The organism is Spinactinospora alkalitolerans, assembly GCF_013408795.1.
GTDB lineage: Bacteria > Actinomycetota > Actinomycetes > Streptosporangiales > Streptosporangiaceae > Spinactinospora > Spinactinospora alkalitolerans.
In genome coordinates this window covers 2221191-2246192 of record NZ_JACCCC010000001.1, presented here as the reverse complement: position 1 = coordinate 2246192, position 25002 = coordinate 2221191, and the positions used below count along the sequence as shown (strand labels likewise).

The following is a 25002-nucleotide window of genomic DNA, read 5'->3' as shown; positions in this document are numbered from 1 at the left end:
CCCGTCACCGATATCAGGAGAGACCGTGAGTGAGACCGCCGTCCACACCACAGCGCAGACCCAGGCGCCGCCCGCTGTGGCCGCCCGCGGGTTGACCAAGGTCTACGGGACCGGGGACTCGGCGGTGCGGGCGCTGGACGGGGTGGACGTGGCCTTCGCCCGGGGCGCCTTCACCGCGATCATGGGCCCGTCGGGATCGGGCAAGTCCACCCTGATGCACTGCCTGGCCGGCCTGGACGTCGCCACCTCGGGCAGCGTGCACCTGGGCCGCACCGACCTCACCACGCTCAAGGACAAGCAGCTCACCCTGCTGCGCCGCGACCGCATCGGTTTCATCTTCCAGTCCTTCAACCTGCTGCCCATGCTCACCGCCCAGCAGAACATCCGCCTGCCCGCCCAGATCGCCAAACGCAGAACCGACCAGGTCCGCTTCGAGCGGATCGTGGAGGTCGTCGGCCTGGCCGACCGCCTGGACCACCTGCCGTCCAAGCTGTCGGGCGGCCAGCAGCAGCGCGTGGCCGTGGCCCGCGCCCTGCTCGGCGCCCCCGAGGTCGTCTACGCCGACGAACCCACCGGCAACCTCGACTCCCGCTCCGGAGCCGAGATCCTGGGCTTCCTGCGCGATTCGGCCCGCGAGCTGGGCCAGACCATCGTCATGGTCACCCACGACCCCGTCGCCGCCGCCTACGCCGACCGGGTGGTGTTCCTGCGCGACGGCCGCCTGGTCGACGACCTCACCGGCCCCACGGCCCAGACCGTGCTGGACCGCCTCGTCAAGCTCGAAGCGGAGGCCTGATGCTGCGCACCACCCTGGCCGGCCTGCGCCTGCACAAGAGCCGGCTGTTCACCACCGCCCTGGCCATCGTCCTCGGCGTCATGTTCGTCACCGGAACCCTCGTCTTCACCGACACCCTCCGCGAAAGCTTCGGCACCCAGGTCATGGGCTCCGCCGAGAAGCTCGACGCGGTCGCGCTGGCGGACCTCGCCGACGTCGGCCCCGACGACGAGGTGCCGCGGCTGGCGCCCGAGACCCTGGCCGAGATCGAGGACCTGCCCGAGGTCGCCGCGGCACAGGGCGTGATCAAGGGCGACGCCCCGCTGCTGGACGCCGACGGCCGCGCGATGGGGACGCTGCCGACCCTGGGCATCTCCGTCGGCGGCGGCGTCGAGCGCTACGAGGCCGCCGAAGGGCGGCTGCCCACCGCCGGCGACGAGGTCGCGCTGGCCACGACAAGCGCCGACCAGGGCGACTACGAGGTCGGCGACGCGGTCGGCGTCCTCGACTCCGAGGGCGAGGAGCACGCCTTCACCGTCACCGGCCTGATCGACTTCGGCCTGGACCAGGAGGTCGGCTACCGCGGCGCCGTGGCCTTCACCCCCGATGCGACCGAGCGCATGACCGGTGTCGGCGAGTACGCCGAGATCGACGTGATCGGCACCGAAGGCACGCCGGCGGCCGAGGTCAAGGACGCCGTCGCCGCGGTCGCGGGCGGGGACGCCGAGGTCATGACCGGCCGGGAGCTGGGCGAGGAGCTCGCCGACGCCGCCGGCGCCCAGGCCGACGTGATGGCCACCGGGCTGCTGCTGTTCGCCGCGATCGCCGTGTTCGTCGCCGCGCTGGTCATCTACAACACCTTTGCCATCCTCATCGCCCAGCGCCAGCGCGAGATGGCGCTGCTGCGCTGCGTCGGCGCGACCCGCGGCCAGGTCTTCCGCGGCGTCCTCGTCGAGGCGGTGATCATCGGCCTGCTCTCCTCGGCCGTCGGCGTCGCGGTCGGCATCGGGCTGGGCGCGGGCGCGTTCACGGTCGGCGGCGAACTGCTCGCCAACGGCTCGTCGGTGCCGGCGTCGCCGGTGATCAGCCCCCTCGCAGTCGGCGTCGGCCTCCTCGTGGGCACCGCGGTGACCCTGGTCGCCTCCCTGCTGCCGGCCAGGCGCGCCACGAAGGTCCCGCCGCTGGCCGCGCTGCGCACCAGCGCCGTGGCGAACGGGATGGAGAAGGGGATCGGCCGGCTCCGCGTCTGCTCCGCCGCCGTGTTCCTGCTGGGCTCCGGCGCTGTGCTGGGCGGCGCGCTGGCGGGCGAACCCGGACAGCAGGCGCTGATGCTGGTCGTGGCGTCGGGGATGCTGTGCTTCGTCGGCGTGCTGATCATCGGCCCGCTGCTGGTGCGCGCGGTCGTCGGCCTGGTCGGCCGCCCGATGCGCCGGATCGGCGTGCCGAGCATGCTGGCCGCCGACAACGCCCGCCGCAGCCCCAAGCGCGCAGCCACCGCCATGATCGCGCTGACCGTCGGCGCCACGCTCATGACCGGCTACTCCGTCATCAGCGCGTCGCTGCAGACCACGATGAACGAGATGCTGGAGGAGCAGTTCCCGGTGGACTTCGCGCTCATGCCCCAGCTCGGCGAGGACGGCGGCGGCGTCCCCGCCCCGGTCGGCGAGGAGCTGCGGGAGTCCCCCGAGATCGGCAAGGTCTTCAGCTCGCGATCGACCGAGGCCGACGTCGACGGCGAGCCCGTCCGTCCCTCGGCCTACCTTGGGGCCGACATCGGCACCGACATCAGCAGCGACGTCGAATCCGGCGACCTCGACGGCCTCGGTCCCGGCGCGGTCACGCTGAACGCGAGTACGGCGTCGCGGCTGGACGTGGGCTTCGGCGAAGAGATCACCCTGGAGGGCGCCGACGGCGAGGAGTCCTTCGAGATCGTCGCGGTGGTCTCGGACATGGGCTCGCTGCCGGGCCTGACGATGGACGAGTCCGACTTCGCCGCGGTGTTCCCCGATGCCGACACCGACGAGAGGGTCTACGTCAACGCCGCAGAGGGCGTTTCGAGCGGCGAGGCGCGCGACGCCGTCGACGCGGCGATCGCCGAGTACCCGACCGTCCGGGTGGACGGCTCGGCGGAGCTGAAGCAGCAGTACACCCAGATGCTGGACATCATGTTCATGACCGTCTCGGCGCTGCTGGCGCTGGCGATCATCATCGCGGTGTTCGGCATCGCCAACACCATGGCGCTGTCGGTGCTGGAGCGCACCCGCGAGTCCGCGCTGCTGCGGGCGCTGGGCCTGGCCAGGCCGCAACTGCGCCGGATGCTCAGCATCGAGGCGGTGCTCGTCTCGGTGATCGGCACCGGCGTGGGCATCGGACTGGGCGTGCTGTTCGGCTGGGCCGCCGGCGCGACGGCGATCGGGGACATGACGTTCACCCTCCCCGCCGCCCGGATCGCGGTGTTCATCGCGGTGGCGGTCGTCGCGGGGCTGCTGGCCGCGGTCATGCCGGCCCGCAGGGCCGCCGGGACCTCGATCACCGGGGCGCTGGCCGCCGAGTAGCCGCTGCGCCGCCTCCCGTCCCACGGGCGGTCCCCACGCGGGGCCGCCCGTGTCTGCTGTGCGCGGTGGGGGCGGGTTCCGCGGTGCCGAGGGGCCGCCCTTCGGCGCCCGCCCGGGCTCCGCGGCCGGCAACGCCGTGGGCGCTGTTCCGGCCGATCTCGGCGAAACGGGCTTCACGGCGCCGCACGTGCGGTACACATCCTTCAGGCCGCCGAAGACCCGGGGCGCCCCGAATTCCGACCGATAGAGTAGGTTTATGGTTCGCGAGCTGATGGACGCCGACTCCGAGCCGGTCATCGCGTTCGTGGGCGGCGGTGCGAGCGCCGCGCTCACCGCGATCGCGCTGCTGCGCTCCACCACCTGGCTGCGGCTGCGCTACCGGGTGGTCCTGCTCGACGAGCACGGCCGGCACGCGCGCGGCGCCGCCTACTCCACCACCGACGACGGCCACCTGCTCGACTCCCCGGCCAAGGGCATGTCGGCCCTGCCCGACCGGCCCGGGCACCTGGTGGAGTGGGCCAGGGAACGCGGACTGGCGTGCACGCCCGAGACGTTCCTGCCGCGCCGCCGCTACGGCGACTACCTGGCCGCGACGCTGGCCGAGACCGCCGCGTGGGCCGAACCGCACGCGCGGCTGGAGTCGCGCACGGCGCGCGTGACCGCGGTCGAGTCCCGCGCCGACCGGGTGCGGCTGCACCTGGCCGACGGCGGGCGGTTGGACGCGGCGGCCGCCGTCGTGGCGACCGGCGACGCCCGCGCCGATCCGCCGACCGGCGCGGCGGAGGCGCCGCGGTCGGGCCTGGTCGCCGACCCGTGGCACCCGACCTCGGGAATCGCCCGGCTCGCCGGATGCCGCTCGGTGCTCGCCGTGGGCACCGGGTTGACCATGGTCGACGTGGCGCTGTCGGTGACCGGGGCGCACCCCGAGGCCGTCGTGCACGCCGTCTCGCGGCACGGCGTGGCGCCGCAGCGGCACCGGCCGCCGCTGGTCACGCCGCCGGGCCTGGTCGACCTGCGCGGCCCGCTGTCGCTGCGCCTGCTCACCCGCCGGGTCCGCGCCGCGATCGAGGAGTACCCGGGCGACTGGCGGCACGTCGTCGACTCGCTGCGGCCGCACGTCCCCGCGCTGTGGCAGGGGTTCTCCCAGGCCGAGCAGCGGGTGTTCCTGGCCCGACTGGCTCCGCACTGGGAATCGGCCCGGCACCGGACGGCCCCCGAGGCCGCCCGCAGGCTGGACGCGCTGCGCGCGCAGGGCCGCCTGCGGCTGCACACCGCGGACGTGGCCGAGGTGCTCCCTGCGGCGGGCCGGCTGCGCGCCGGCCTGACCGACGGCGCGAGCCTGACCGTCGACGCGGTCGCCGACTGCACCGGCGCGCGCCCCGGCGCGGCCCCGGTCATCCGGCGGCTGCTCGCCGACGGCCTGGCCCGCCCCGACCACCTGGGCCTGGGGATCGACACCTGCCCCCGCGGCGCACTGGTCTCGGCGTCCGGACGGGTCAGCCGCCGCCTGTTCGCCCTGGGACCGGTGCGCCGCGGCCAGCTCTACGAGACCACCGCCGTCCCCGAGATCCGCGTCCAGGCCGAACACCTCGCCCAGCGCATCGCCGACACCGTCCTGCGCGACCGCAGGACCGAGCCGACCGCGTCACGCTGAGCCACACGGTCAAGATCGTTGACGGCCCGGCGGCTCCTACCGGTCCCGGTGGCGTTCGTGGCGGCGGAGTTGGAAGGGGCGCAGTGCGGACTCCAGTTGGACGGCCAGGTCCATCTTGCTGGCGCCCTCCTGGCGGTCCTCGAAGTGGATCGGGATCTCCACCATCTTCTGGCCCCGGCGGTAGGCGCGGAAGTGCATCTCCACCTGGAAGCTGTAGCCGCTGCTGTGGATGCTCGGCAGGTCCAGCACCTCCAGGGCCTCCCGGCGCCACAGCTTGAAACCGGCCGTCACATCGCGGATCGGCATCGCCAGGATCGCCTTGACGTAGGCGTTGGCCCAGCCGCTGAGCAGGCGGCGGCGCACGCCCCACTGCTGGGAGAGGCTGCCGCCCGGCACGTAGCGGCTGCCGATCACCACCCCGGCGCCGGTCGACAGCAGGGTGCCCAGCAGCTGCGGCAGGTAGGCGGGCGGGTGGGAGAGGTCGGCGTCCATCTGCGCGACGAACTCCGCGCCGTCCTCCAGCGCCCGGGTCATGCCGGCCACGTAGGCGCGGCCCAGGCCGTCCTTCGCGGTGCGGTGCAGCACCGTGATCCGGTCCTGCGCTCCCCCGTGCTCGACGGCGAGCTTGTCGGCGATCTCGCCGGTGCCGTCCGGGGAGTTGTCGTCGACGATCACCAGACGCAGGCCGGGCAGGCCGAGACCGAGGACCTGCTCGACGAGGACCGGCAGGTTGTCGGCCTCGTCGTAGGTCGGCACGACGACGCTCACCTTGGCCCGGGACCAGGGCTCGGGCAGTGTCACCGGGGTGGGCATGGGACGGCCTCCAAGGGTGTCGATCGGCCGAGGGAACGTGCCGCGCGGCGACGCGCTCCCGGTGGAGTCCGCGGCGCCCCTCCCTCGGCATCGGTGCGTCAGCGGGTAGCGTACGCCCTCATTCGGGCGCGGCGCGGGCCGCGCGCCCCCCAGTCCGTGACCGCTAACGGCCGATTTGTTCCGCTGTGCGGCCGCGCCCGGCGCCGTGGCGCTTCGCGACCGGTTCCGATCGGAGGCCGGCTACTCCCCGCGGTCGATCTCCAGCACGGCGACGTACACCGTGGTGCCCATGTCCTCCAGCGTCATCAGCACCTCGGGGTCGGCGTGGTTGTCGGTGACCAGGTGCGCGATGTGCTCCGGCGGGACCGTCTGCACCATCGTGTCCACGCCGACCTTGGTGTGGTCGGCCAGGACGACCACCTCCTGGGCGCACGCGACCAGCGATCGGTCCACGCTGGCCACGGCCGGGTTGGGCGTGCTCAGGCCCCGGTCGGCGGTGACCCCGTTGCCGGAGACGAACGCGCGGTGCACGCGCAGGCCGGCCAGCGACTGCTCGGCGGCCGTGCCGACCAGCGCCAGGATCGAACCGCGCAGCGACCCCCCGGTCATCACCACGTCCACCCCGGGCGCGCCCGCCAGCACCTGGGCGACCAGCAGCGAATTGGTCACAACGGTCAGGTTCTGCCGTCCGATGAGTTCCCTGGCCAGGGCCTCGGTGGTGCTGCCGGCACCGAGGACGACCGCGTCGTCGTCCTCGACCAGTTGGGCCGCCGCCTTGGCGATGGCGAGCTTCTCCGGCGCGGCCAGCCGGGTCTTCTGGGCGTAGCTCTGCTCGTGGCCCAGCCGTCCCGGCAGCGCGGCCCCGCCGCGCCGCCGGTCGATCAGTCCTTCGGCCTCCAGCGCGCGCACGTCGCGGCGCACCGTGACCTCCGAGGCGCGCACCTGCGTGGCGATGTCGCGCAGCGCCATGGCGCCGTTGGCCCGGACCAGCTCCAGGATCCGTTCCCGCCGCTCGGCCGCGAACGCCGGCTTGCCGTCCTCTGTCATGGGTGTGCCCTTCGACCTCGCGCTGTTCCGCGCCGCGGGCCCGGCCCCGGCGAACGTTCGTGCAATCCGATCATAAACGGTCAGGCGGTCGGCGACCGGCCGCCGGGGCGGCGCCGCAGCGGCCCCGGCTACTGGCCGCCGAGACCCGTGGTCGCGACGCTGCGCACGATCTGGCGCTGGAAGAGCATGAACACGATGACCATCGGCGCGGCGGCGATCACCGACTGGGCCATCTGCATGGCGTTGACCGTGCCGTAGGAGTCGAGCACGTTGGGGATGCCCACGGGGAGGGTCATCAGCGCCGGATCGGTGATGACGACGAACGGCCAGAGGTAGTTGTTCCAGGCCGTGATGAAGACGAAGATCGACGTCGCCGCCAGGATCGGCCGCGACAGCGGCAGGACGACCGAGACCAGGATCCGCCAGTTCGTCGCCCCGTCCATCCGCGCCGCCTCCTCCAGTTCCCGGGGGATGTTGTCGAAGAAGCGCTTGAGGATGAACACGATGACCGGCATCACGAGCTGGGGCAGGATCACCGCGGCGTAGGTGTCGACCAGGTTCAGCGCCGCCATCTGCTCGAACAGCGGGACGATCATGAGCTGCGGCGGGACCATGATCGCGGCGATGGTGAGGACGAACAGCGTCCTGCGGCCGCGGAAGGCCGTGCGGGAGAAGGCGTAGGCGGCCGGCGCCGAGACGACGACGGTGAGCGCCGTGACCGCGACCGCGATGACGAGGCTGTTGAACATCCAGAGCTGGACGTCGCCCTCGGCGAACATCGCGCGGTACTGCTCCAGCGTGAACCCGGTCTCGGGGATCCAGCTCAGCGGCAGCGCGACCGCGTCCTGCTCGGTCTTGAGCGAGGTGGCGGCGGCCCAGACCATCGGCAGCAGCCAGATCGCGGCCATGGCGATCAGCGCGGCCATGCCCAGGATCCGCGGGACCGGTCCCGGGCCGAGCACGAGGGAGCGCTGTCTGCGGGCGGTCTCGCCGCGCTGCGCGCGGGCGCGGGGGGCCGGTCCGGGCGGCGCCGGGCGGGTGGCGGTGTCGACGGCCATGTCATGCCCTCCTGCGTGCGGCGAGACGGAGCTGGACGATCGAGATGACGACGACGATCGCGAGGAAGAGGTAGGAGACCGCGGCGCTGTAGCCGAACCGGTAGCCGGTGAACCCGACGTCGTAGACGTAGAGGAGCAGCGAGCGCGTCGAGTCCTGCGGGCCGCCCATCGTCATCAGATAGATCTGGTCGAAGACCTTCAGCGAGGCCAGCAGCTGCAGCACGCAGACGACCACGGTGGTGCCCCGTAGCTGCGGCAGCGTGATGGAGCGCAGCCGCGCCCACGCGCCGGCTCCGTCGATTGCCGCGGCCTCGTAGAGGTGGTCGGGGATCGACTGCAGCGCGGCGAGGTAGAGCAGGAAGTTGAAGCCGACCGTCCACCACACGGTGGTCAGGGCGATGGACCACATCGCGACGCCGGTGTCGCTGAGCCACCCCACGCCCTCGCCGCCGAAGAACCCGATGAACTGGTTGATCAGACCGAAGTCCTGGTTGTACAGGAACTTCCAGACCAGGGCGACGGTGGCCACGGGAAGCAGGAACGGGAGGAAGAAGGACAGCCGCCACAGCCACTGCCCCGGGAGGCCGCTGTGCACCAGCAGCGCCATGGCCAGCGCGATCAGCACCAACGGGACCGTGCTGATGACGGTGAAGAACGCGGTGTTGCCGAGCGCGTTCCACATCATCGGGTCGCCGAGCGCCTCGGCGTAGTTGGCGAGGCCGACGAAGGCGCCCCCGCTGCCGTTGAGCGCGGTGTCGGTGAAGCTGAGCCAGAACCCGCGCAGCAGCGGCCAGAGCAGGAACGCCCCGTAGACGAGCAGGAAGGGCAGCAGGAAGCTCCAGGGGGAGCCGGCGAGGCGCTGCAGGAGCGGGGCCGAGGCGACCTGCTCGCCTCGGGAGCGGGGGGCGGTGTCTTGGCCGCGCGTCACCGTGGGCGCACTCATCACGCGCTCTCCTCCGTCGGGTTGGTCCTGGCCACCCAGTTCGACAGGGCGCGGTCGAGCTGGTCCACGGCGGCTTCGGGGCCGGCGCCCATGAGAGCGGTCTGCACCACCGATCCCATGTCGCTCTGGAAGTCCGAGCCCGCTCCGGCGAACCAGGCTGCCGGCTCCAGGGCCGGGTTCTCGGCCGACGCCGCGTAGTCGGTCTGCGGGCCGAGTCCGCGGTAGGCCGCCGATTCGACCACCGGCTGGTAGGCCGGGACGTGTCCGGCCTCGGCCCAGGTGAGGCTGGCGCGCACCATCAGGGCGACGAACTCGTGCGCGGCGCGCACCCGCTCGGGGTCGGGATCGGACTGGCGGGGCAGCACGAAGGAGTGGGAGTCGGCGTAGGAGGCGGGCTGCTCGAAGAGGGTGGGGAACGGCGCGACCCCGAGGTCGGGCACCGCGTCCCTGAGGTAGGGCAGCTCCCATTCGCCGCAGAAGAGCAGGCCGGAGCGCCCGCTGCTGAAGCCGGCCAGCGCGGTCTGGTAGTCGAGCCGGTTCGACGACGTCTCGCCGTCGAACACCTCGGCCAGGAGGGTGAAGACCCGCAGCGCCGCGTCGGGGTCGAACACGGCGGGGCCGCCCGCGGGCAGCTCCATGGCGGCCCCGGTCTGGCTGTAGAGGGAGAAGAAGACCCGCCACCCCTGCGCGTCGTCGTTGACGTGGCCGAAGGCGACCCCGTTGTCGCCGCTGGCCTCGGCCAGCTCGCGCGACGCCTCGACGAAGTCCTCCGGCGACTCGAACGCGCGCAGCGCGCCCTCACTGGTCAGCAGGCCGGCGCGGTCGGCCGTCCCGGTGTCGTAGAAGACGATGAGGGGGTGGGTGTCGAGGGGGATGGCGTAGTGCCGGCCGTCGTGGGAGGCGCGCCCCCACAGCTCGGGCAGGAAGTGCTCCGCCCCGACCCCGAACTCGGCGAGGAGGCCGAGGTCGAAGGGGTCCAGCAGCCCTCCGGGCGCGTACCCGGCCAGCCGGGACAGGTGCATGATGCCGGTCTCCGGGGCCCGGCCGCCGACCGAGGCCATGGCGAGCTTGGTGTAGTAGGGCGCTCCCCAGGCCAGCACGGTCGGTTCGACCCGCAGGTGCGGCGCCTGCTCGGCGATCTCGGCGAGCATGCGCTCCATCAGCGCCCCGTCGCCGCCGTTGAACAGGCTCCAGTAGCGCACGGTCGAGCCGCCGGGGCCGGCCGCGGGGCCGCACCCGCCCAGCAGCCCGCCCAGCGCCAGGGCCCCGGCCCCGGCGAGGCCGCCCTGCAGCAGCCGTCGCCTGCTCAGGAGGGCCTGCCCGCGTGCGGCGCCGGGCGGCCCGGCACCGTCATGGGATCGCTGCACCATCGACGACCTCCTCGTTCAAACCTCGGCCCCGGTCCCGGCGGCGCCGGAGGGGGCCTGCGGGGGATGGCCGGGGGCCACGTCGCCCGAGACCGGCCGTGTGTCTCTTCACGACCCGGCGATGTGACCCCCGCAACACTGTTTCCCCTTTTTACATCGATGTATAAGGGCTGTAAAGAGTTCTTTGAGCAGGTTCGATCAATTTCCGGTCACAAGTGATCAACCACGCCGGTGCGCGATCGCCCCGGTGCATCCGGCCGCCGCTCACGTGCCGGCCGGCCCCTCCTCCTCGAACGCGGCCGGGCGCCGCTGGACCGCGCGGATCCGGTCGACGTCCAGCTTGTCGCCGCGATCGAAGCGGTAGATGCCGTTCTGCTCCTGGAACACGTCGGTCAACTGGGTGTAGCAGTAGCCGAACATCTCCGGGTCCTCCAGCAGCACCTCCACCAGCCCCTCGAAGCGCCGGTGGAACTCCTCGGCGTCGCGCGGCCGCTCGCCGTAGCCCCAGGAACCGCCGTCCCTGAGCTCCCCGAGCGCCTCGGGGTTCCACCAGATCCCGCCGAACTCGCTGCAGAAGTAGGGCTGCCCTCGGTAGGGCACGGACCAGGCCCGGCCGTCCGGAGCGGTGTTGACGTGCGGCGCCCCCTCCGCAAGGCCGGCCATCTGCTTGCGGAAGGCCGCGGGGTCCTGCTCGTAGCTGTGCGAGTCGTAGACGTCGGTCTCGGGCACCCGGTGTGCGTAGCCCGAGGCGTCGATCACCGGCCTCGTGGGGTCGGCGGCCTTGGTGGCCAGGAACATCGCCCGCGTCACGTCGTCGAGCGCGGTGGTGCGGTCGTGCAGGAGCTGGTAGGTCTCGTTCAGCGGGCACCACCCGATGATCGAGGGGTGGGAGTGGTCCCGCTCCAGCACCTCCAGCCATTGGGAGACGTAGGAGGCGTCGGGCTGCTGGTTGCGGCCCGAGGAGTGCCCGCCGGTCTCGCACCCCCAGTCGGCGAACTCCCCCCACACCAGGTAGCCGAGCCGGTCCGCGTGGTAGAGGTAGCGCTCCTCGAAGACCTTCTGGTGCAGCCGGGCCCCGTTGAAGCCGGCGCGCTGCCCCAGCTCGATGTCGGCGACCAGGGCGGCCTCGCTGGGCGCGGTCATGATCCCATCGGGGTGGTAGCCCTGGTCGAGCACGAGCCGCTGGAAGACCCGCCGGCCGTTGAGGAGCACGGACCTGCCCTCGATCGTCACCGAACGCAGGCCGGCGTAGCTGTCGGCGGCGTCGACCGCGCGGCCCTCGGCGTCGAGCAGTTCGATGCGCAGCCCGTACAGGTGCGGGTCGTCGGGCGACCACGCGCGGCGCCGGTCGGGCGGAACCGGCAGCGTCAGGTGCGGGGCGGGGTCCCGGTCCGCCGGGGCCTCGGCCTCGGCCACCACGCCCCCGCCGTCGCTGAGCACCGCCCGGACGCGGTGCCCCCGCCGGGTCTGCGACAGCGGCAGCCGCAGGTGGAAGGCTCCCGCGGCCGAGTCGGGCGTGATCCGGGGGCGGCGCAGGTGCGCGTCGGGAACCGGCTCCAGCCACACCGACTGCCAGATTCCGGTGGTGCGGGTGTAGTTGCAGTGCGTATTGGCGTACCAGGTGGCCTGCTTGCCGCGCGCCTGGGGGCCGTGGCGCGAGTCGCGCGCCCGCACCACGATCACGGCCTGCTCGCCGGGTTCGGCGACGCCGTGCAGGTCGGCGCTGAACGGGGTGAACCCGCCGCGGTGCCGGACCACCTCGACGCCGTTGACCCACACCGTCGCGTCGTAGTCGACCGCCTGAAAGTGCAGCAGCACCCGGCGGCCGGTCCAGGCGTCGGGAAGGGTCACCGTCCTGCGGTACCAGACCGCTTCGAGGAAGTCGGTCTCGCCGACGCCGGACAGCTCCGACTCCGGGCAGAACGGCACCAGGATCCGGCCGGCGAGCTCGGCCTCGCGCAGCCCCCGTTCCAGACCGCTGTCCCCGCGGTCGGTTTCGAACTGCCACTCGCCGTTGAGGCAGAGCCAGTCGGGGCGGACGAATTGGGGACGGGGATGCTCCGGGCGGGGAACGGAAGGCGCCTGAACAGGCACGGGCCACTCCTTGACTCATCATGGCAACGTGCGGCCCGGTCGCCTCCGGGCCGCGCGGCGAACGCCGCACCCGCAATGCCAGCACGGATTTACATCGATGTAAAGAGCGGAGTCCTCCGCGGCCCTCCGCGACCGCCCGCGTTCACTCCTCCCAGGCTCCCACTGGGCGCAATCGCCCTAGACTGGCAGGAATTCGGAGGTGAGTGTGGCGACGAGGCCGAGGATCAAGGACGTCGCGCGGCGCGCGGGGGTGTCGGAGAAGACCGTCTCCAACGTGATCAACGACTACCCGCACGTCACGGAGAAGACCCGCGGCGCCGTCAGGGAGGCCATCGCCGAACTCGGCTACCGCGTCAACCTGACAGGGCGCCACCTGCGGCGCGGCCGCACCGGCATCATCGCCCTGGTGCTGCCCGAACTCGACCAGGACTACTTCGCCGAGATCGCCAAGCACATCATCAAGGAGGCCGAGAGCCGCTCGACCACGGTCCTGGTGCACCAGACCGAGGGCCGCAGGGACCGCGAGCTCGCCGCGCTGGACGGCTTCGACGCCGACTTCGCCGACGGCCTCATCTTCAGCCCGCTCACCATGGCCCACGACGACCTGCGGCGGCACCGGGCGCGGCTGCCCGTGGTGCTGCTGGGCGAGCGGACCGCCCCCGGACTGCACGACCACGTGGCGATCGACAACGTCGCAGCCGCCCGCGAGGCCACCGAGCACCTGCTCGGGCTGGGCCGGCGCCGCATCGCCGTCCTCGGCGGGCGCCTGGGCCCCGACCTGGGCACCGCCGAACTGCGCACCCAGGGCCACCGGGAGGCGATCGAGGCCGCCGGCCTGGAGTTCGACCCCGCCCTCGTGCGCCCGGCGGGCGCGTTCCTCTGGCAGGACGGCGCGGAGCTGACCGAGGAGCTGCTGTCCTCGGCGGCCCCCCGACCCGACGCGCTGCTGTGCCTCAACGACCACCTCGCGCTCGGCGCCGTCCGGACGCTGCACGAGGCGGGCGTCGCCGTCCCCGATGAGATCGCGGTGGTGGGCTTCGACGGCATCGCCGCCGGCCGCTACAGCCTGCCCTCGCTCACCACGGTCGCCCCCGACAAGCCGTTCCTGGCCCGCGGCGCGCTGGACCTGCTGCTGAGCAGGCTGGAGGGCGCCGAGCGGCCGCCCGGCGAGATCGTCGTGCCGCACACCCTGGTGGTCAGGGAGAGCAGCGCGGCCTGAGGGCGCCTACTGGCCGAACCGCACTCCGTGCGCGGCGAAGGCCTCATCGATCACGTCGTCGTCGACGAGGTCGTCGACCGGGCGGATATCGGAGTCCAGGACGAGGGCCAGGATGAAGGACGTGACGAGCACGGCGAGGACGATGAGAGTGGCGACGCCGAACATGACCATGACCGACATGCGTTCGCTCCTTCAGGTCCGGGGTTGACCTGCTGTCCTCCCGGACGGTGGCGACCGCGCGCCGGTCGGGAGATCACCTAACGCATGCCCGGTCCCGAGCCGGCTTACACCCCCGGGCGGGCCATATCCGCCTCTTCTCCCGACCGGGGGAGGCGGTCCCCGGCCCCGCCGACGACCGTCCCGCGGGCGCCCGGCGGCCCTCCGCGGGACGGCCCGGTCGGCGGAGGCGCCACAATGGGACGGTGATCCGACCGGCGAACCCCGTGACCTGTGCCGTGTGGTGGGCGGACCCGGCCCTGGCCGGCCCCGCCGCGCTGCCGGCCCTGCTCGACGAGCGCGAACGGGAACGGCACGCGCGCTACCGGATGGCCGCCGACCGGGACCGCTACGCCGCCGCGCACGCGCTGGCCCGCCTGGTCTGCGCGCGCGAGGCGGGATGCGCCCCGCAGGAGGTGGCCTTCACCCTGCACTGCGGCCACTGCGACCGGCCGGAGCCGCACGGCAAGCCGCGTCCGGCCGGACCGGCCCAGGGCCTGGAGCTGTCCATCACGCACTCCGGCGCGCGGGTCGCGGTCGCCGTGGCGCGCGGCGCGGCGGTCGGCGTGGACGTCGAGCAGGTGCGCGAGGGCCGCGACATCGAGGGGCTGGCCGACTACGCGCTGACCGGGGCCGAGCGCACCGCCCTGGACGCCGTTCCCGCCGCCGGACGCACGGCCGGGTTCTTCACCTACTGGTCGCGCAAGGAGGCCCTGCTCAAGGCGACCGGCGAGGGTCTGTCCGGCGGGCTGGCCTCGGTCGCGGTGAGCGGCCCCGCCGACGACCCCGCGGTGCTGGCCTGGGACTCCCCCGGCGCGCCGGAACACGTGTGGCTGGGCGACCTGGACGCCGGGCCCGACCACCGCGCCGCGCTCGCGGTCCTGACGGGCGCCCCTGTCGATGTCGTCGAGCACGACGCGACGGAACTGCTCACCACCGTGCCAGGACAGCACGTCTAGGCCGCCATCGCCAGGGCAACGCCGAAGGAGGTCAGGGCGACGCCGCTGGTGAGTTCGATCCCCTGGCGGACCCGGGGGCGGCGCAGCAGCGCGGAGAGCCGGGCGATCGCCAGTACGTAGAGCAGCCACCACACCGCGGCGAGCACGACCACGGTGCCCCCGAGGAACAGGGTCTGCGGCCACACGGGCGCGTCCGGGACGACGAACTGCGGCATGAAGGTGAAGAAGAAGACCAGGGCCTTGGGGTTCAGGCTGTTGTTGAGCAGCCCCTGCAGGAACGGCGCTCCCCTCCCGCTCCGGGACGGCGAGGGGGCCGCGGCGCGCCCGCCCGCACCGCGCCGCAGCGCGGCCAGGCTCTGCAGACCGAGGAGGACGAGGTAACCCGCACCGGCGAACCGCAGAACGACCAGCGCGGTCGTGCTGGCGGAGACGAGGACGGCGACTCCCAGCGCCGCGAGCGCGGTGTAGCCGGCCAGCCCGGTCGCGATCCCCGCGGCGGTCGCCAGGCCCGCGGTGCGCCCCCGGGTCAGCGTGTTGCGGGTGACCAGGACGAAGTCCGGTCCGGGGACGACGAGGACCGTGACGGTCGCCGCGATGTAGACCCACAGGTGTTCGGACATGCCGCCCCTCCTCCGGATACCGGATCGATCCGCTGGTTCACGCACGGGCGGAGTCCCGCCGCCGACGCACACCCATTATGAATTAGTGCCGTTCTTCTTTGTCCTTTCCCGGATATGATTCGGTCCATGAGGGAAAATCTGCGTTTTGATCCGGTTGACCTGCAGATTTTGCGGGTCCTGCAGAACGACGCACGGATCACCAACCGGGACCTGGCCGCCGCCGTCGGGATCGCGCCGTCGACCTGCCTGGACCGGGTGGCCCGGCTGCGCGAGGGCGGCGTCATCCTCGGCCACGCCCTGCGGGTGGCCCCGGAGGCGCTGGGGCGGCCCATCCAGGCGTTCCTGTCGGTGCGGGTGCAGCCCCACCGCCGCCCGCTGGTGGAACCGCTCGTCGAGCACATCCGGACCCGGCCCGAGACCCGTGCGCTGTACCACCTCACCGGCCCCGACGACTTCCTGGTCCTCGTCGCGGCGGCCGATGTGGCCGACCTGCAGCGCCTGGTCCTCGACGAGTTCACGGCCCGGCCCGAGATCACCCGGGTCCAGACCATGCTCGTCTTCCAGGAGTGGGACGGCGGGCCGCTGCTGCCGCCCGGGTGAGGGCGTGCCGCGGCGCCGCCAAACGTTACCCGGGGGCGACATTGCTGTCCTTATGGGCAAGCAATGAGTTACTTGACCGGTTTGCGGCGGCGCTTGAAGTATGTGAACCGTGCGAAGCCGTCTCCTTGTCCTCGCCCGCCGCCCGACCCGCTTCCGTTCCCGGCCGGAGCGCGCCTAGGTGAGCGCGCGAGCCGTGCACGGGGGCCTCGTGCTCCCCGCCGACGGGCGGGCGGAGCCGGAGGCGGTCGTCGACACCGTCCACGGCCGGCCCGTCGCCGACCCCTACCGCGCGCTGGAGGACCCCGAGTCGCCCGCGACCCTGGCCTGGCTCGCCGAGCGGGAGCGGGAGTTCGCCGCTGCCGCCGCGACCTGGCCGCTGCGCTCCTCGCTGGCCTCCGGCATCCGGGGGCTCGTCGCCGCCGACCTGTGGTCGCCCCCGGTGCGCCGCGGTGGCGCGGTGTTCGCGACCCGGCGCGACGCGGGGGCCGAGCACCCCCGGCTCGTCGTGCTCGCCGACGGCGCCGAACGGGTGCTGTTCGACCCCGTGGCGTTCGACCCGAGCGGCGGCACCACCCTGGACGCCTGGGAGCCGGGCCCCGACGGCGCCCTGGTGGCGGTGCAGACCTCCCGAGGCGGGACCGAGCGGGGCGAGCTGCGGGTGCTGTCCGCCGCGACCGGGCTGCCGGTGGAGGAGCCGGTGCGCGGCGTCCGCTACACCCACGTGGCCTGGCTGCCCGATCCCGCCTCCCCGGCGTTCTACTACGTGCGCCGCGACGACGGCGACGGCCGGCGCGGCGTGTGGCTGCACCGCGTCGCCGACGCCCGGGGCCGGGACGCGGCCGACGTGCTCGTGCAGCCGGCCGGACCGCGCAGCGTTCCCGGCGTGCGGCTGCGGCGCGGCCGGTGGCTGCTGGTCTCGCACAGCCACGGCACCGGGCACCGCAACGACCTGTGGATCGCCGACCTGGCCGCGAGCGCCCCGGAGGCGCCGCGCCTGGTCCCCGTGCACGTCGGCGCCGACTGCGAATCCGAGGCCGATGTCGGCCCCGACGGACTGCTCTACCTGCGCACCACGCTGGGGGCCGCGCGCCGCCGCCTGTGCGCCGCCGATCCGGCCGAGCCGGGCACCGGGCACTGGCGCGAGGTCGTGGCCGAGGACCCCGGCGCGACGCTGGACGGCTTCGCCGTGGCCGGTGCGGGCGACGGCACCGAGGTGCTGGTCACCCGCACCCGCCTGGGCATCAGCGAACTGACCGCGCACGATCCGCGCGGGATCCGGCCGCCGCGGCGGGTGCCGCTGCCCGGTGAGGGCATGGTGACCCGGTTGGAGCCGGACGAGGACGGCTCGGCGCACTTCTGCTACGCCGACGTGGCCACCCAGCAGACCGTGCTCACCTGCCGGCCCGGCGATCCCGAGCCGGCGCGCTGGCCCGCGGCCGCGGCGCCGCCTCGCCCCTCGCGGGTGCGCCGACGCACCGCCTGGTGCCGCTCCGCCGACGGCACCAGGGTGCCCGTCAGCGTGTTCTCGCTGCGCGGCTTCGACGAGCCGCGCCCGACGATCCTGCACGCCTACGGCGGGTTCGGCCGGCCCCGGCAGTTCGGGTTCAGCGCGACCGTGCTGGCCTGGCTGCGCGCGGGCGGCCGCTACGCGGTGGCGCACGTGCGCGGCGGCGGCGACTCCGGGCGCGACTGGCACCTGCGCGGCGCCCGGCGCAACAAGGTCCGCGCGGTCGAGGACCTCGTCGCGGCCGGGGACGCCCTGGTGGCGGCCGGTCACTGCACCCGCGGCCAGTTGTGCCTGTCGGGCGGGTCGGCCGGGGGCCTGCTGGTGCTCGCCGCCGCGATGGCGCGGCCGGACCTGTGCGCGGCCGTCATCGCCTCGGCGCCGCTGGCCGACATGGTCCGCTTCGAACGACTCGGTCTCGGCGCGATGTGGACGGCGGAGTTCGGCACCGTCGCCGACCCCGGCGACTTCGCCGCGCTGCTGGCCTACTCGCCCTACCACCGGGCGCTGGAGCAGGGGCGGCGCGACCTCCCGGCCGTGCTGCTCACCGGGTTCCACGGCGACACCCGCACCGACGCCGCGCACCCGCGCAAGATGTGCGCGGCCCTGCAGGAGGTCAACGGCGGAGCGCGCCCCGTGCTGCTGCGCTACGAGCGCGGCGTCGGGCACGGCCCCCGCGCCGTCACCCGCGCCGTCGACCTGGCGGCCGACGCGCACGCGTTCGCCGCCGCCCAGACGGGGCTGTCACCGGCGCGCTGAGCACCGCGCCACCGCCGGGGACGGCTCACTTTCAAAAGGAAGAGAGGTGAAAGAAATGGACCCGAACCAGTTCGAGGTGGAGGTCGAGGACCTGACCGAGGTCACTTCGCGGGACATCACCGCGGGTGGCGACAGCGACGGCACCGACTCCAGCTCCGACTTCATCTGATCCAGTGATCGCGTGACCGGTCGCCGGGGGCCGACACCCACCGGCGGCCACCTCTCGTCCCGCCGTCTCGCCCTGGAGGACGACCGCCCGTGACCGACCGCCTGTTCACCGAAACGCTGCGCGCAGCCGTCGGCGACGACCTGCTCAGGGAGCGGTTGTCCCAGGACTTCGTCTTCGCCGACCTCGGGGCCGGGGCCGTGCGCCCGCTGCTCGACTTCGACGCGCTCAGCGGCATCCTCAGCACCCACCAGTTGGAGCCGCCGCGGCTGCGGCTGCACCGCGAGGGCGCCCCGGTCCCCGCGGCCCGCTACACCGAGGCGGCCGAGGCCTCGGGGACGGCCCGCAGGCTCATCCGGCCCGAGGCGCTGTACCGGGAGCTGCGCGAGGGCGCCAGCATGGTGATCGACGGGATCGACCGGCTGCACCCGCCCGTCCGCGCGGCGACCGACGACCTGATGCGCCTGGTCCGCGAGCGCGCGCAGGTCAACCTGTACCTGATCTGGGGCGACTCGCACGGCTTCGACACCCACTGGGACGACCACGACACCTTCATCGTCCAGGTGGCCGGCACCAAGTCCTGGCAGGTACACGGCCAGGGCAGCCGCCCCCACCCGATGAAGGTCGACGCCGACCACTCCCACACCCCGCCCGACCGGACCCTCTGGGAGGGGGTCCTGCGCCCCGGGCAGGTGCTGCACGTCCCGCGCGGCTGGTGGCACACGGTGAAGGGCACCGGCGACGTCAGCATGCACCTGACGTTCGGCTTCACCCGGGCCACCGGGATCGACTGGGCGCGGGCGCTGCTGGACCGGCTGCACGACATCGAGTTCCTGCGCACCGACCTGCCCCGGTTCGCCTCGCCCGACGAGCGCCGCAAGCACCACCACGAGCTGGTCCGGCGGTTGACCGATCTGGCCGAGCGGCACGACGTCGACGCCCTCCTCGCCGAACGCGACGCCCGCTTCCCCCGCCGGCAGTCCTTCTCCCTGCCGTGGGCGGTGGAGGACGCGGAGCCGGGTCCGGAGACGGTGGTGGAGTTCACCCCGATCCTGCCCCCGCCGCTGGAGCGCGAGGGCGACGCCGTCACGGTCACGGTCTCGGGTCGGCGCTACCGGTTCCCCGCCGCGGCCGAGCCCGTGCTGGCGGCGCTGTCCGCGCAGCGCTCGCTGCCGCTGGGCGAGCTGGCCGAGCGCTCGGACACCTCCCTGCCCACCGCGGTCGGGGTGGTGCGCGCCCTGGTCCGGCACCACCTGGTGTTGCTGCGGTGACGCAACCGGAGCGGCGCGACGTGAGGGCCGCGATTGCCATCGAATAATCGATTAGGGTAGCCTCAGTTAAGAAGCCGGGCCGTTGAGGCGCCTTCGGACCACTGTGTTCCGTGCGCCCCGTCCCGGCCCGCGACGGGGCGCGAAAGCCGTGTCCACGATTCAGCCGCGAGGGGGACGTTCTCGGTATGGCACGCACGGACCACCCCCTGCAGACGGTGGTGGACGCCTGCGCCCCGCTGAAGTTCGCGCCACTGCCCGACATCCGCACCCCCGAGGTGCTCTCGGTGCGCGACCACCCCGGGACCGAGCACTGGTACCGCACCGACCTGATGGTCGCCGAAGACGCGGTGCCCGCCCTGTTCGACCAGATCACGGCGCACCACGGCCCCGGCCACCTGCTGCCCGCGGCGACGCACTTCCTGCGCGCGCTGCTGCGCGAGCCGATCTTCATGGTCTCCGCCGGCGTCTACCTCACCGGGCGCGCGCCGCTGCTCGACCCGGCCGACCTGTGGTTCCCGTGGCGCTCCAACGCCAGCTTCGGCACCCCGATGGTGACCGGCGCGCGGATCGCGGTGCTGCCGGACGACCCGCACGCCGGGCACCCCGACGCGGTCGTGGTCGCCGACGAGGCCGAACTCGACCGGCTGGCCGCCGCGTGCATGGTCCGGGCGTTCTCCCCGATCATCGACGCGGTGCACGCCCACACGCGGGTGGGCCTGCGGACGCTGTGGGGCTGGGTCATGGACATCCTGCACTTCTACATGCTCAACCCGGCGCGCTTCCTCGGCCGCGACGCCGAGGCCGCCTGGGACCGCGCCGACCGGCTGGGCGACGCGCTCGGCCACGCCGGCGCGGTGACCCGCGCCCGGCCGCGGCTCTTCCCGTTCTGCGAGAACCACCCGAGGGGCACCTGGGCGGTCCGGGGCACCTGCTGCTTCGACTACAAGGGCGATCCCGAGCACGGCTACTGCACGACCTGCCCGCTCAAGCCCGACTCCCAGCGCCGCACCGAGCTCCAGGAGTGGATCCGCAACCCCGCCCTGGCTCCCTAGGGAGTGTTTGACGAAGGCTTTCGGCTGCCCCTACTGTGCGCTGCTCCGCAAGCTCCGCAGCCTCGCACAGCGGGGGCCCGCGAGCGGCCGTCCAGGCAATCTCTCGCAAGACGATTCGCGCAGATCATCCTGGTTGGCTGTTCAAGCGACATCGGCGCAGCGAGAGGCCCCTACTGTGCGCTGCTCCGCAAGCTCCGCAGCCTCGCACAGCGGGGGCCCTGCCTGGTGGTCGCGAGCCCGAAATGGTTCGGAAAACACGACCTAGCGGGCCGAGGCGCGGCTCCGGGCGCTGAGGGTCCGCAGGGCCAGGATGATCACCGGGACGGCCGGGGCGATCGCGACGGCGTTGAGGACGCCGAAGCCGAACGCGCCGAGGAGCACGCCGGAGAGGGCGCCGCAGGCCGCGCCGCCGAGGCTCATCGCCATGTCGGAGACGCCCTGGGCGCCGGGCCGCTGATGGGGCTCCAGCGACTCGGCCAGCAGCGTCGACGCCGAGACCAGGCCGAAGGACCAGCCCACTCCCAGCAGGACCAGTCCGGTCACGACCATGCCCTGGTGGTGGCCCGCCGTTCCGGAGACGGCCGCGGCGGCGATCAGGATGGTCTGGCCCGCGAGCAGCATCGGAATCCGGCCGTACCGGTCGGCCAGCCATCCCACCAGCGGTGAGAGGGCGAACATGCCGGCGATGTGCAGGCTGATCGTCAGGCCGATGACGGTGAGGGTGGCCCCGCCGTGCGACATGTGCACCGGCGTCATCGTCATGACCATGACCATGCAGGCGTGGCTGGCCACGATGGCCACCACGGCCAGCACGGCTCCCGGCGAGCGCGCGATCGTGCCGAAGGAGGCCCACGGCCCGGGTCCCGAGCCGCGCCGCGCCGCGGTCGGAGCGGCGTCCCCGCCGGCCAGTCCGCGCGCGGCCAGCAGCGGGTCGGGGCGCAGCAGCACCGCGATCAGCATTGCGGCGGCGAGGAGTCCGACGGTGGAGAACACCAGCGGCCCGAGCAGCGCGGACAGGCCCAGCCATCCGGCGACGACCGCGCCGGGGCCGGTCAGGTTGGGGCCGGCCACCGAGCCGATGGTGGTGGCCCACACCACCAGCGACAGGTCCCGTCCCCGGCTGCGCTCGCCGGCGAGGTCGGCCGCGGCGTAGCGCGACTGCAGGTTGGTGGCGGTACCCGAGCCGAACAGGACCGCGCCGAGCAGGAACACCGCGAAGAGGCCGGCGTGCGCGCCGCCGATCATCACCGCTCCGCCGGTCCCCGCGACGAACCAGCCGAGGCTCAGGCCCGGGCGGCGGCCGCGGCGCGCGGCGATACCGGCCAGCGGCAGCGCGAACAGCGCCGCGCCGAGCGTGATCATGGTCGTGGCCATGCCGGCCCAGGACTGCGACCCCGTCAGCTCCTCGGCGATCAGCCCGCCGACGGACAGCGCCGAGCCCACGCCGACGCCGCCGATGATCTGGGACGCCATCAGGACGAGCACGGTGCGGCGCTGCAGCCGGACCGGATCGATCGTCCGGCCGCCCGCTCCGACCTGCGGCCCCTCAGTGGTGGTCACCCTCGTCCCGCCCCCATTCGTCGCCTTTTCGACCTTATCGACCTTTCGCGTGCGCCGAGCCGGGCGAGGTCAGGACCGGCGGCCGTAACGCCAGCGCAGGAAACCGTGCAGGCGTTCCACCTCGCGCATCTCGGTGTAGAGTCCGGCCGGGTCGGGGGCCGAGACGACGGCGCCGCCCAGCGGGACCGGCCAGCGGGCGAAGGCCCAGAAGCGGCGGGTGTAGGGGCCCCACATGACCAGCCAGGCGTCCTGCTTCTGCCACTGGATGTGGGCGGCGACGCCGTGCCGGTCGGGGTCGTGGCGCTCGCGCGGATCGGCCTCGGAGGACCCGCCCGGCCCGCCGCCGGTCATCGCGACGCGCACGGCGGCGCCATCGGCCTGCGGCACGACACGACCACGCTCAACCGGGTTCCCTCCACCGTGGTGGGCCTGTGCCCACCAGGTTCACACGGGGCGGCTGCGCAGTGGAAGACGCGGGAGGGCATCGGTGGGCGCGGGACCGGATGCGGTCACAGCGCCCGGGACCGGACCCGTCCGGGCGCGGGGAGCCGGGGCCGGCTCAGTCGTCCTCCTCGTGGTGGTCCAGGTTGGAGGTGCCGCGCCGCCAGTAGCCGTCGACGTCCATCGAGCGCCCCTTGACGAATCCGCGCTCCTTGAGCAGGCGGCGGACCGGCCGCAGCGCCGTGGCCTCGCCGGCGACCCAGACGAAGCACTCGCCCTCGGGAACCCGCAGGTCGCGGATCGCGCGCTCCAGCAGGCCGGTGCCGCCGGCCTCGGCCCCGTCGCGGTGCAGCCAGGTGACCGAGGCGCCCGCGGGCGCGTCGACGCGCTGCTCCTCGGCCGCGTCGGCGACCTCGAGGAAGGCCTGCACCGCGGCGTCGCGCGGCAGCTCCTCCAGCCATCGGGCCGCGGCCGGCAGCGCGGTCTCGTCCGCGGCGATCACGTAGTGGTCGTAGTCGTCGGGGACGAACTCGGTGCCGCGGGGTCCGAGCACGCCCAGGCGCATGCCGGGCTCGGCGCGCCCGGCCCACCGGCCGGCCGGACCGTGGTCGTGGGCGACGAAGTCGACGGTCAGCTCGCGGGCCGCGGCGTCGAAGCGGCGCACGGTGTAGTCCCGGAAGACCACGCCGGGGGCGCGGAAGTTCAGGGCGCGGTCGTTCTCCACGATCGGCAGGACGTGCTCGCCGGTCTCCTCGTCGGGGAACCACAGCTTCACGTGGTCGGCGTGGTTGTCGCTGCGGAAGCCCTCCAGGTCGTCGCCGCCCAGCGTCACGCGGATCATCCGCGGAGTGATGCGCTCGACCGAGCGCACTTCGAGCACCCGCGGCTTGAGCGGGTACATCTCCAGTCGGGTCTGTCGCTGCGCGACTGCCATACGGGCTGCTCCTCGAAAGCCTGCGCGGCCCGGCGTTCGGACCGTCACGCAGATATTAGCTTAGCCTCAGCTAACTCGCACTGCCGCGCCGGGTCCCGGTTCCCTCCGCCGCCCCGGCCTCCTCCGGGGACTGCGCCGCACCGGCCCGGCGCAGTCCGGGGAAGAGCGCCGCGATGGCGGCCACGGCCGCGACGGTCGCGGTGCCCCCGGCGATGATCGCCAGTCCGGGGCCGAGGAGGGGCGCCAGCGCACCCAGCGTCATCGCCCCCAGGGAGCCGCCCACGGTGGCCTGCGCGGTCCAGACGCTGTTGACCCGGCCGCGCAGCGCATCAGGGGTCTGCGCCTGGATCAGCGAGTAGCGCAGGATCTCCTCGATGACCTGCCCCAGACCGAGCAGGACCAGGACGGCGAAGGCCAGCGGCAGGTGCGGGCTGGCGCCGAACCCGGCCACGGCCAGGCCGCACAGGCCGACCGCGCCGAGCAGGACGGCGCCGCCGCGGCGCACCCGGCCGGTCCAGCCACTGGTGAGCGAGCCGATCAGCGCGCCCACCGCCGGCGCGGTGTAGAGCAGTCCGGCCGCGGTCTCCCCGCCGCCGAGCACCCGGTCGGTGAACTCCGGGATCAGCACCTGGGGCATGGCGAACAGGAGCTGCACGAACCCGAGCAGCAGCAGCGGGCCGACGACCGGGCTGCGGGTGGCGAAGCGCAGCCCCTCGGCCATGGCCTGCAGAACCGGCCGCTTCGCCGCATCCCCGCCCGGCTTCAGGGGCGGGAGCAGCATGACCAGGACCGTGGTCGCCGCCGAGGCCACGGCGGTGATGGTGTAGTTGACGCCGAAACCCCACGCCGCGATGATCGCGCCGCCCAGCGCCGGCGCGGCGACCGAGCCCAGCTCACTGGTGAGCGCGAGCAGCGCGCCGGCGGCGGCCAGCCGGTCCCGCCCGACGATCGCCGGCGCGGCGGCCTGCAGGGCGACGGCGCTGAACGTGCCGAGGACGCCGTTGAGCGCGGCTCCCGCATAGATCACCCACAGCAGCGGCTGTTCCGGGATCACGGTGTTGACGGCGAACAGCGCGAACGCCGCCGTGCCCGCGGCCCGGCCGGTGACGATCAGGACGCGCCGGTCGAACCGGTCGGCGAGCAGCCCCCCGACCAGGGTCCCGCAGAAGATCGACAGCCCGCTGACCGTGCTCACCGTGGCGACGGCGAACGACGAGCCGGTCATGCCGTAGACCTGCAGCGGCAGCGCCACCATCGTGAAGCCGATCCCGAACAGCGAGACCAGGCGGGCGGCGAAGAGGACCCGGAATTCCCGGCTGGCGCGCAGCGGAGTGAGGTCGATGACGAGGTCGGCTGCTCTCACGGTGTTCCACGCATCGGACGGGGACCTTTCTT

General features: G+C 73.6%; 21 protein-coding genes. 9 read left to right on the top strand and 12 right to left on the bottom strand.

Annotated features, from left to right (window positions below; genetic code table 11):
* The first annotated feature begins 25 nt into the window (after window positions 1-25).
* The 3 genes from HDA32_RS09875 (at window position 26) to HDA32_RS09865 (ending at window position 4984) form a co-directional block, all read left to right on the top strand.
* Window positions 26-796, top strand: a complete 771-nt coding sequence (locus HDA32_RS09875; protein WP_312863117.1) for an ABC transporter ATP-binding protein — start codon at window positions 26-28, stop codon at window positions 794-796.
* On the top strand, window positions 796-3330 hold the full coding sequence (locus HDA32_RS09870) for an ABC transporter permease (RefSeq protein WP_179642902.1): 2535 nt from the start codon (window positions 796-798) through the stop codon (window positions 3328-3330). The genes HDA32_RS09875 and HDA32_RS09870 overlap by 1 nt, the downstream gene beginning before the upstream one ends.
* Before the next feature lie 256 nt (window positions 3331-3586).
* Complete coding sequence (locus HDA32_RS09865) at window positions 3587-4984, top strand: FAD/NAD(P)-binding protein (protein ID WP_179642901.1); 1398 nt, start codon at window positions 3587-3589, stop codon at window positions 4982-4984.
* Between the two features lie 36 nt (window positions 4985-5020).
* Here HDA32_RS09865 and HDA32_RS09860 read toward each other — a convergent pair whose 3' ends face one another.
* The 6 genes from HDA32_RS09860 to HDA32_RS09835 all read right to left on the bottom strand — a co-directional run bounded on the left by HDA32_RS09860 (window position 5021) and on the right by HDA32_RS09835 (window position 12306).
* A complete protein-coding gene (locus HDA32_RS09860; protein ID WP_179642900.1) occupies window positions 5021-5797 on the bottom strand; it encodes a polyprenol monophosphomannose synthase in 777 nt (258 codons plus the stop codon).
* Between the two features lie 240 nt (window positions 5798-6037).
* On the bottom strand, window positions 6038-6844 hold the full coding sequence (locus tag HDA32_RS09855) for a DeoR/GlpR family DNA-binding transcription regulator (protein WP_179642899.1): 807 nt from the start codon (window positions 6842-6844) through the stop codon (window positions 6038-6040).
* 128 nt (window positions 6845-6972) lie between these two features.
* Window positions 6973-7902 (bottom strand): carbohydrate ABC transporter permease, encoded by a 930-nt coding sequence (locus HDA32_RS09850; protein ID WP_179642898.1) that lies wholly within the window; start codon window positions 7900-7902, stop codon window positions 6973-6975.
* A 1-nt stretch (window position 7903) separates the two neighbouring features.
* Window positions 7904-8845: a carbohydrate ABC transporter permease gene (locus HDA32_RS09845; RefSeq protein ID WP_179642897.1), complete on the bottom strand. Its 942-nt coding sequence runs from the start codon at window positions 8843-8845 to the stop codon at window positions 7904-7906.
* The gene (locus tag HDA32_RS09840; protein WP_179642896.1) at window positions 8845-10215 is read right to left on the bottom strand and encodes an extracellular solute-binding protein; all 1371 of its coding nucleotides are present in this window, start codon (window positions 10213-10215) and stop codon (window positions 8845-8847) included. Before HDA32_RS09840 ends, HDA32_RS09845 begins: the two co-directional genes overlap by 1 nt.
* Window positions 10216-10476: 261 nt before the next feature.
* Window positions 10477-12306 (bottom strand): glycoside hydrolase family 2 protein, encoded by a 1830-nt coding sequence (locus HDA32_RS09835; RefSeq protein ID WP_179642895.1) that lies wholly within the window; start codon window positions 12304-12306, stop codon window positions 10477-10479.
* Window positions 12307-12505: 199 nt separating this feature from the next.
* On the opposite strand from HDA32_RS09835, the gene HDA32_RS09830 reads away from it, so the two are divergent.
* On the top strand, window positions 12506-13525 hold the full coding sequence (locus HDA32_RS09830; protein ID WP_312863116.1) for a LacI family DNA-binding transcriptional regulator: 1020 nt from the start codon (window positions 12506-12508) through the stop codon (window positions 13523-13525).
* Between the two features lie 6 nt (window positions 13526-13531).
* On the opposite strand, the gene HDA32_RS09825 is transcribed toward HDA32_RS09830, so the two are convergent.
* Window positions 13532-13705, bottom strand: a complete 174-nt coding sequence (locus tag HDA32_RS09825) for a hypothetical protein (protein WP_179642894.1) — start codon at window positions 13703-13705, stop codon at window positions 13532-13534.
* 242 nt (window positions 13706-13947) lie between these two features.
* Between HDA32_RS09825 and HDA32_RS09820 the strand changes: the two genes are divergently transcribed.
* Window positions 13948-14700, top strand: coding sequence for a 4'-phosphopantetheinyl transferase family protein (locus HDA32_RS09820; RefSeq protein ID WP_312863115.1), 753 nt, complete (start codon window positions 13948-13950; stop codon window positions 14698-14700).
* Here HDA32_RS09820 and HDA32_RS09815 read toward each other — a convergent pair.
* The gene (locus HDA32_RS09815) at window positions 14697-15320 is read right to left on the bottom strand and encodes a LysE family translocator (protein ID WP_179642893.1); all 624 of its coding nucleotides are present in this window, start codon (window positions 15318-15320) and stop codon (window positions 14697-14699) included. The two genes, HDA32_RS09820 and HDA32_RS09815, sit on opposite strands and share 4 nt — an antisense overlap.
* A 126-nt stretch (window positions 15321-15446) precedes the next feature.
* Between HDA32_RS09815 and HDA32_RS09810 the strand changes: the two genes are divergently transcribed.
* From HDA32_RS09810 to HDA32_RS09795, 4 genes are all read left to right on the top strand, one after another.
* Entirely contained in the window at window positions 15447-15920 is a 474-nt protein-coding gene (locus tag HDA32_RS09810; RefSeq protein ID WP_179642892.1) for an Lrp/AsnC family transcriptional regulator, read from the top strand.
* A 178-nt stretch (window positions 15921-16098) separates the two neighbouring features.
* The gene (locus HDA32_RS09805; protein WP_312863114.1) at window positions 16099-18183 is read left to right on the top strand and encodes a prolyl oligopeptidase family serine peptidase; all 2085 of its coding nucleotides are present in this window, start codon (window positions 16099-16101) and stop codon (window positions 18181-18183) included.
* 258 nt (window positions 18184-18441) lie between these two features.
* Entirely contained in the window at window positions 18442-19620 is a 1179-nt protein-coding gene (locus HDA32_RS09800) for a JmjC domain-containing protein (RefSeq protein ID WP_179642891.1), read from the top strand.
* A 185-nt stretch (window positions 19621-19805) separates the two neighbouring features.
* On the top strand, window positions 19806-20672 hold the full coding sequence (locus HDA32_RS09795) for a (2Fe-2S)-binding protein (RefSeq protein WP_179642890.1): 867 nt from the start codon (window positions 19806-19808) through the stop codon (window positions 20670-20672).
* 261 nt (window positions 20673-20933) lie between these two features.
* On the opposite strand, the gene HDA32_RS09790 is transcribed toward HDA32_RS09795, so the two are convergent.
* The 4 genes from HDA32_RS09790 to entS form a co-directional block, all read right to left on the bottom strand.
* Window positions 20934-22232, bottom strand: a complete 1299-nt coding sequence (locus tag HDA32_RS09790; protein ID WP_312863113.1) for an MFS transporter — start codon at window positions 22230-22232, stop codon at window positions 20934-20936.
* 69 nt (window positions 22233-22301) lie between these two features.
* Window positions 22302-22583, bottom strand: a complete 282-nt coding sequence (locus tag HDA32_RS09785) for a hypothetical protein (RefSeq protein WP_179646585.1) — start codon at window positions 22581-22583, stop codon at window positions 22302-22304.
* A 208-nt stretch (window positions 22584-22791) separates the two neighbouring features.
* On the bottom strand, window positions 22792-23607 hold the full coding sequence (locus tag HDA32_RS09780) for a siderophore-interacting protein (RefSeq protein WP_179642889.1): 816 nt from the start codon (window positions 23605-23607) through the stop codon (window positions 22792-22794).
* A 70-nt stretch (window positions 23608-23677) separates the two neighbouring features.
* A complete protein-coding gene (entS, locus tag HDA32_RS09775; RefSeq protein ID WP_179642888.1) occupies window positions 23678-24970 on the bottom strand; it encodes an enterobactin transporter EntS in 1293 nt (430 codons plus the stop codon).
* Window positions 24971-25002: the final 32 nt, after the last annotated feature.

Excerpts from the sequence above, each read along its gene's own strand:
- HDA32_RS09870 (WP_179642902.1), top strand. The coding sequence starts at position 796 with ATGCTGCGCACCACCCTGGCCGGCCTGCGCCTGCACAAGAGCCGGCTG.
- HDA32_RS09865 (WP_179642901.1), top strand. The coding sequence starts at position 3,587 with ATGGTTCGCGAGCTGATGGACGCCGACTCCGAGCCGGTCATCGCGTTC.
- HDA32_RS09860 (WP_179642900.1), bottom strand. The coding sequence starts at position 5,797 with ATGCCCACCCCGGTGACACTGCCCGAGCCCTGGTCCCGGGCCAAGGTG.
- HDA32_RS09855 (WP_179642899.1), bottom strand. The coding sequence starts at position 6,844 with ATGACAGAGGACGGCAAGCCGGCGTTCGCGGCCGAGCGGCGGGAACGG.
- HDA32_RS09850 (WP_179642898.1), bottom strand. The coding sequence starts at position 7,902 with ATGGCCGTCGACACCGCCACCCGCCCGGCGCCGCCCGGACCGGCCCCC.
- HDA32_RS09845 (WP_179642897.1), bottom strand. The coding sequence starts at position 8,845 with ATGAGTGCGCCCACGGTGACGCGCGGCCAAGACACCGCCCCCCGCTCC.
- HDA32_RS09840 (WP_179642896.1), bottom strand. The coding sequence starts at position 10,215 with ATGGTGCAGCGATCCCATGACGGTGCCGGGCCGCCCGGCGCCGCACGC.
- HDA32_RS09825 (WP_179642894.1), bottom strand. The coding sequence starts at position 13,705 with ATGTCGGTCATGGTCATGTTCGGCGTCGCCACTCTCATCGTCCTCGCC.
- HDA32_RS09815 (WP_179642893.1), bottom strand. The coding sequence starts at position 15,320 with ATGTCCGAACACCTGTGGGTCTACATCGCGGCGACCGTCACGGTCCTC.
- HDA32_RS09810 (WP_179642892.1), top strand. The coding sequence starts at position 15,447 with ATGAGGGAAAATCTGCGTTTTGATCCGGTTGACCTGCAGATTTTGCGG.
- HDA32_RS09795 (WP_179642890.1), top strand. The coding sequence starts at position 19,806 with ATGGCACGCACGGACCACCCCCTGCAGACGGTGGTGGACGCCTGCGCC.
- HDA32_RS09785 (WP_179646585.1), bottom strand. The coding sequence starts at position 22,583 with ATGACCGGCGGCGGGCCGGGCGGGTCCTCCGAGGCCGATCCGCGCGAG.
- HDA32_RS09780 (WP_179642889.1), bottom strand. The coding sequence starts at position 23,607 with ATGGCAGTCGCGCAGCGACAGACCCGACTGGAGATGTACCCGCTCAAG.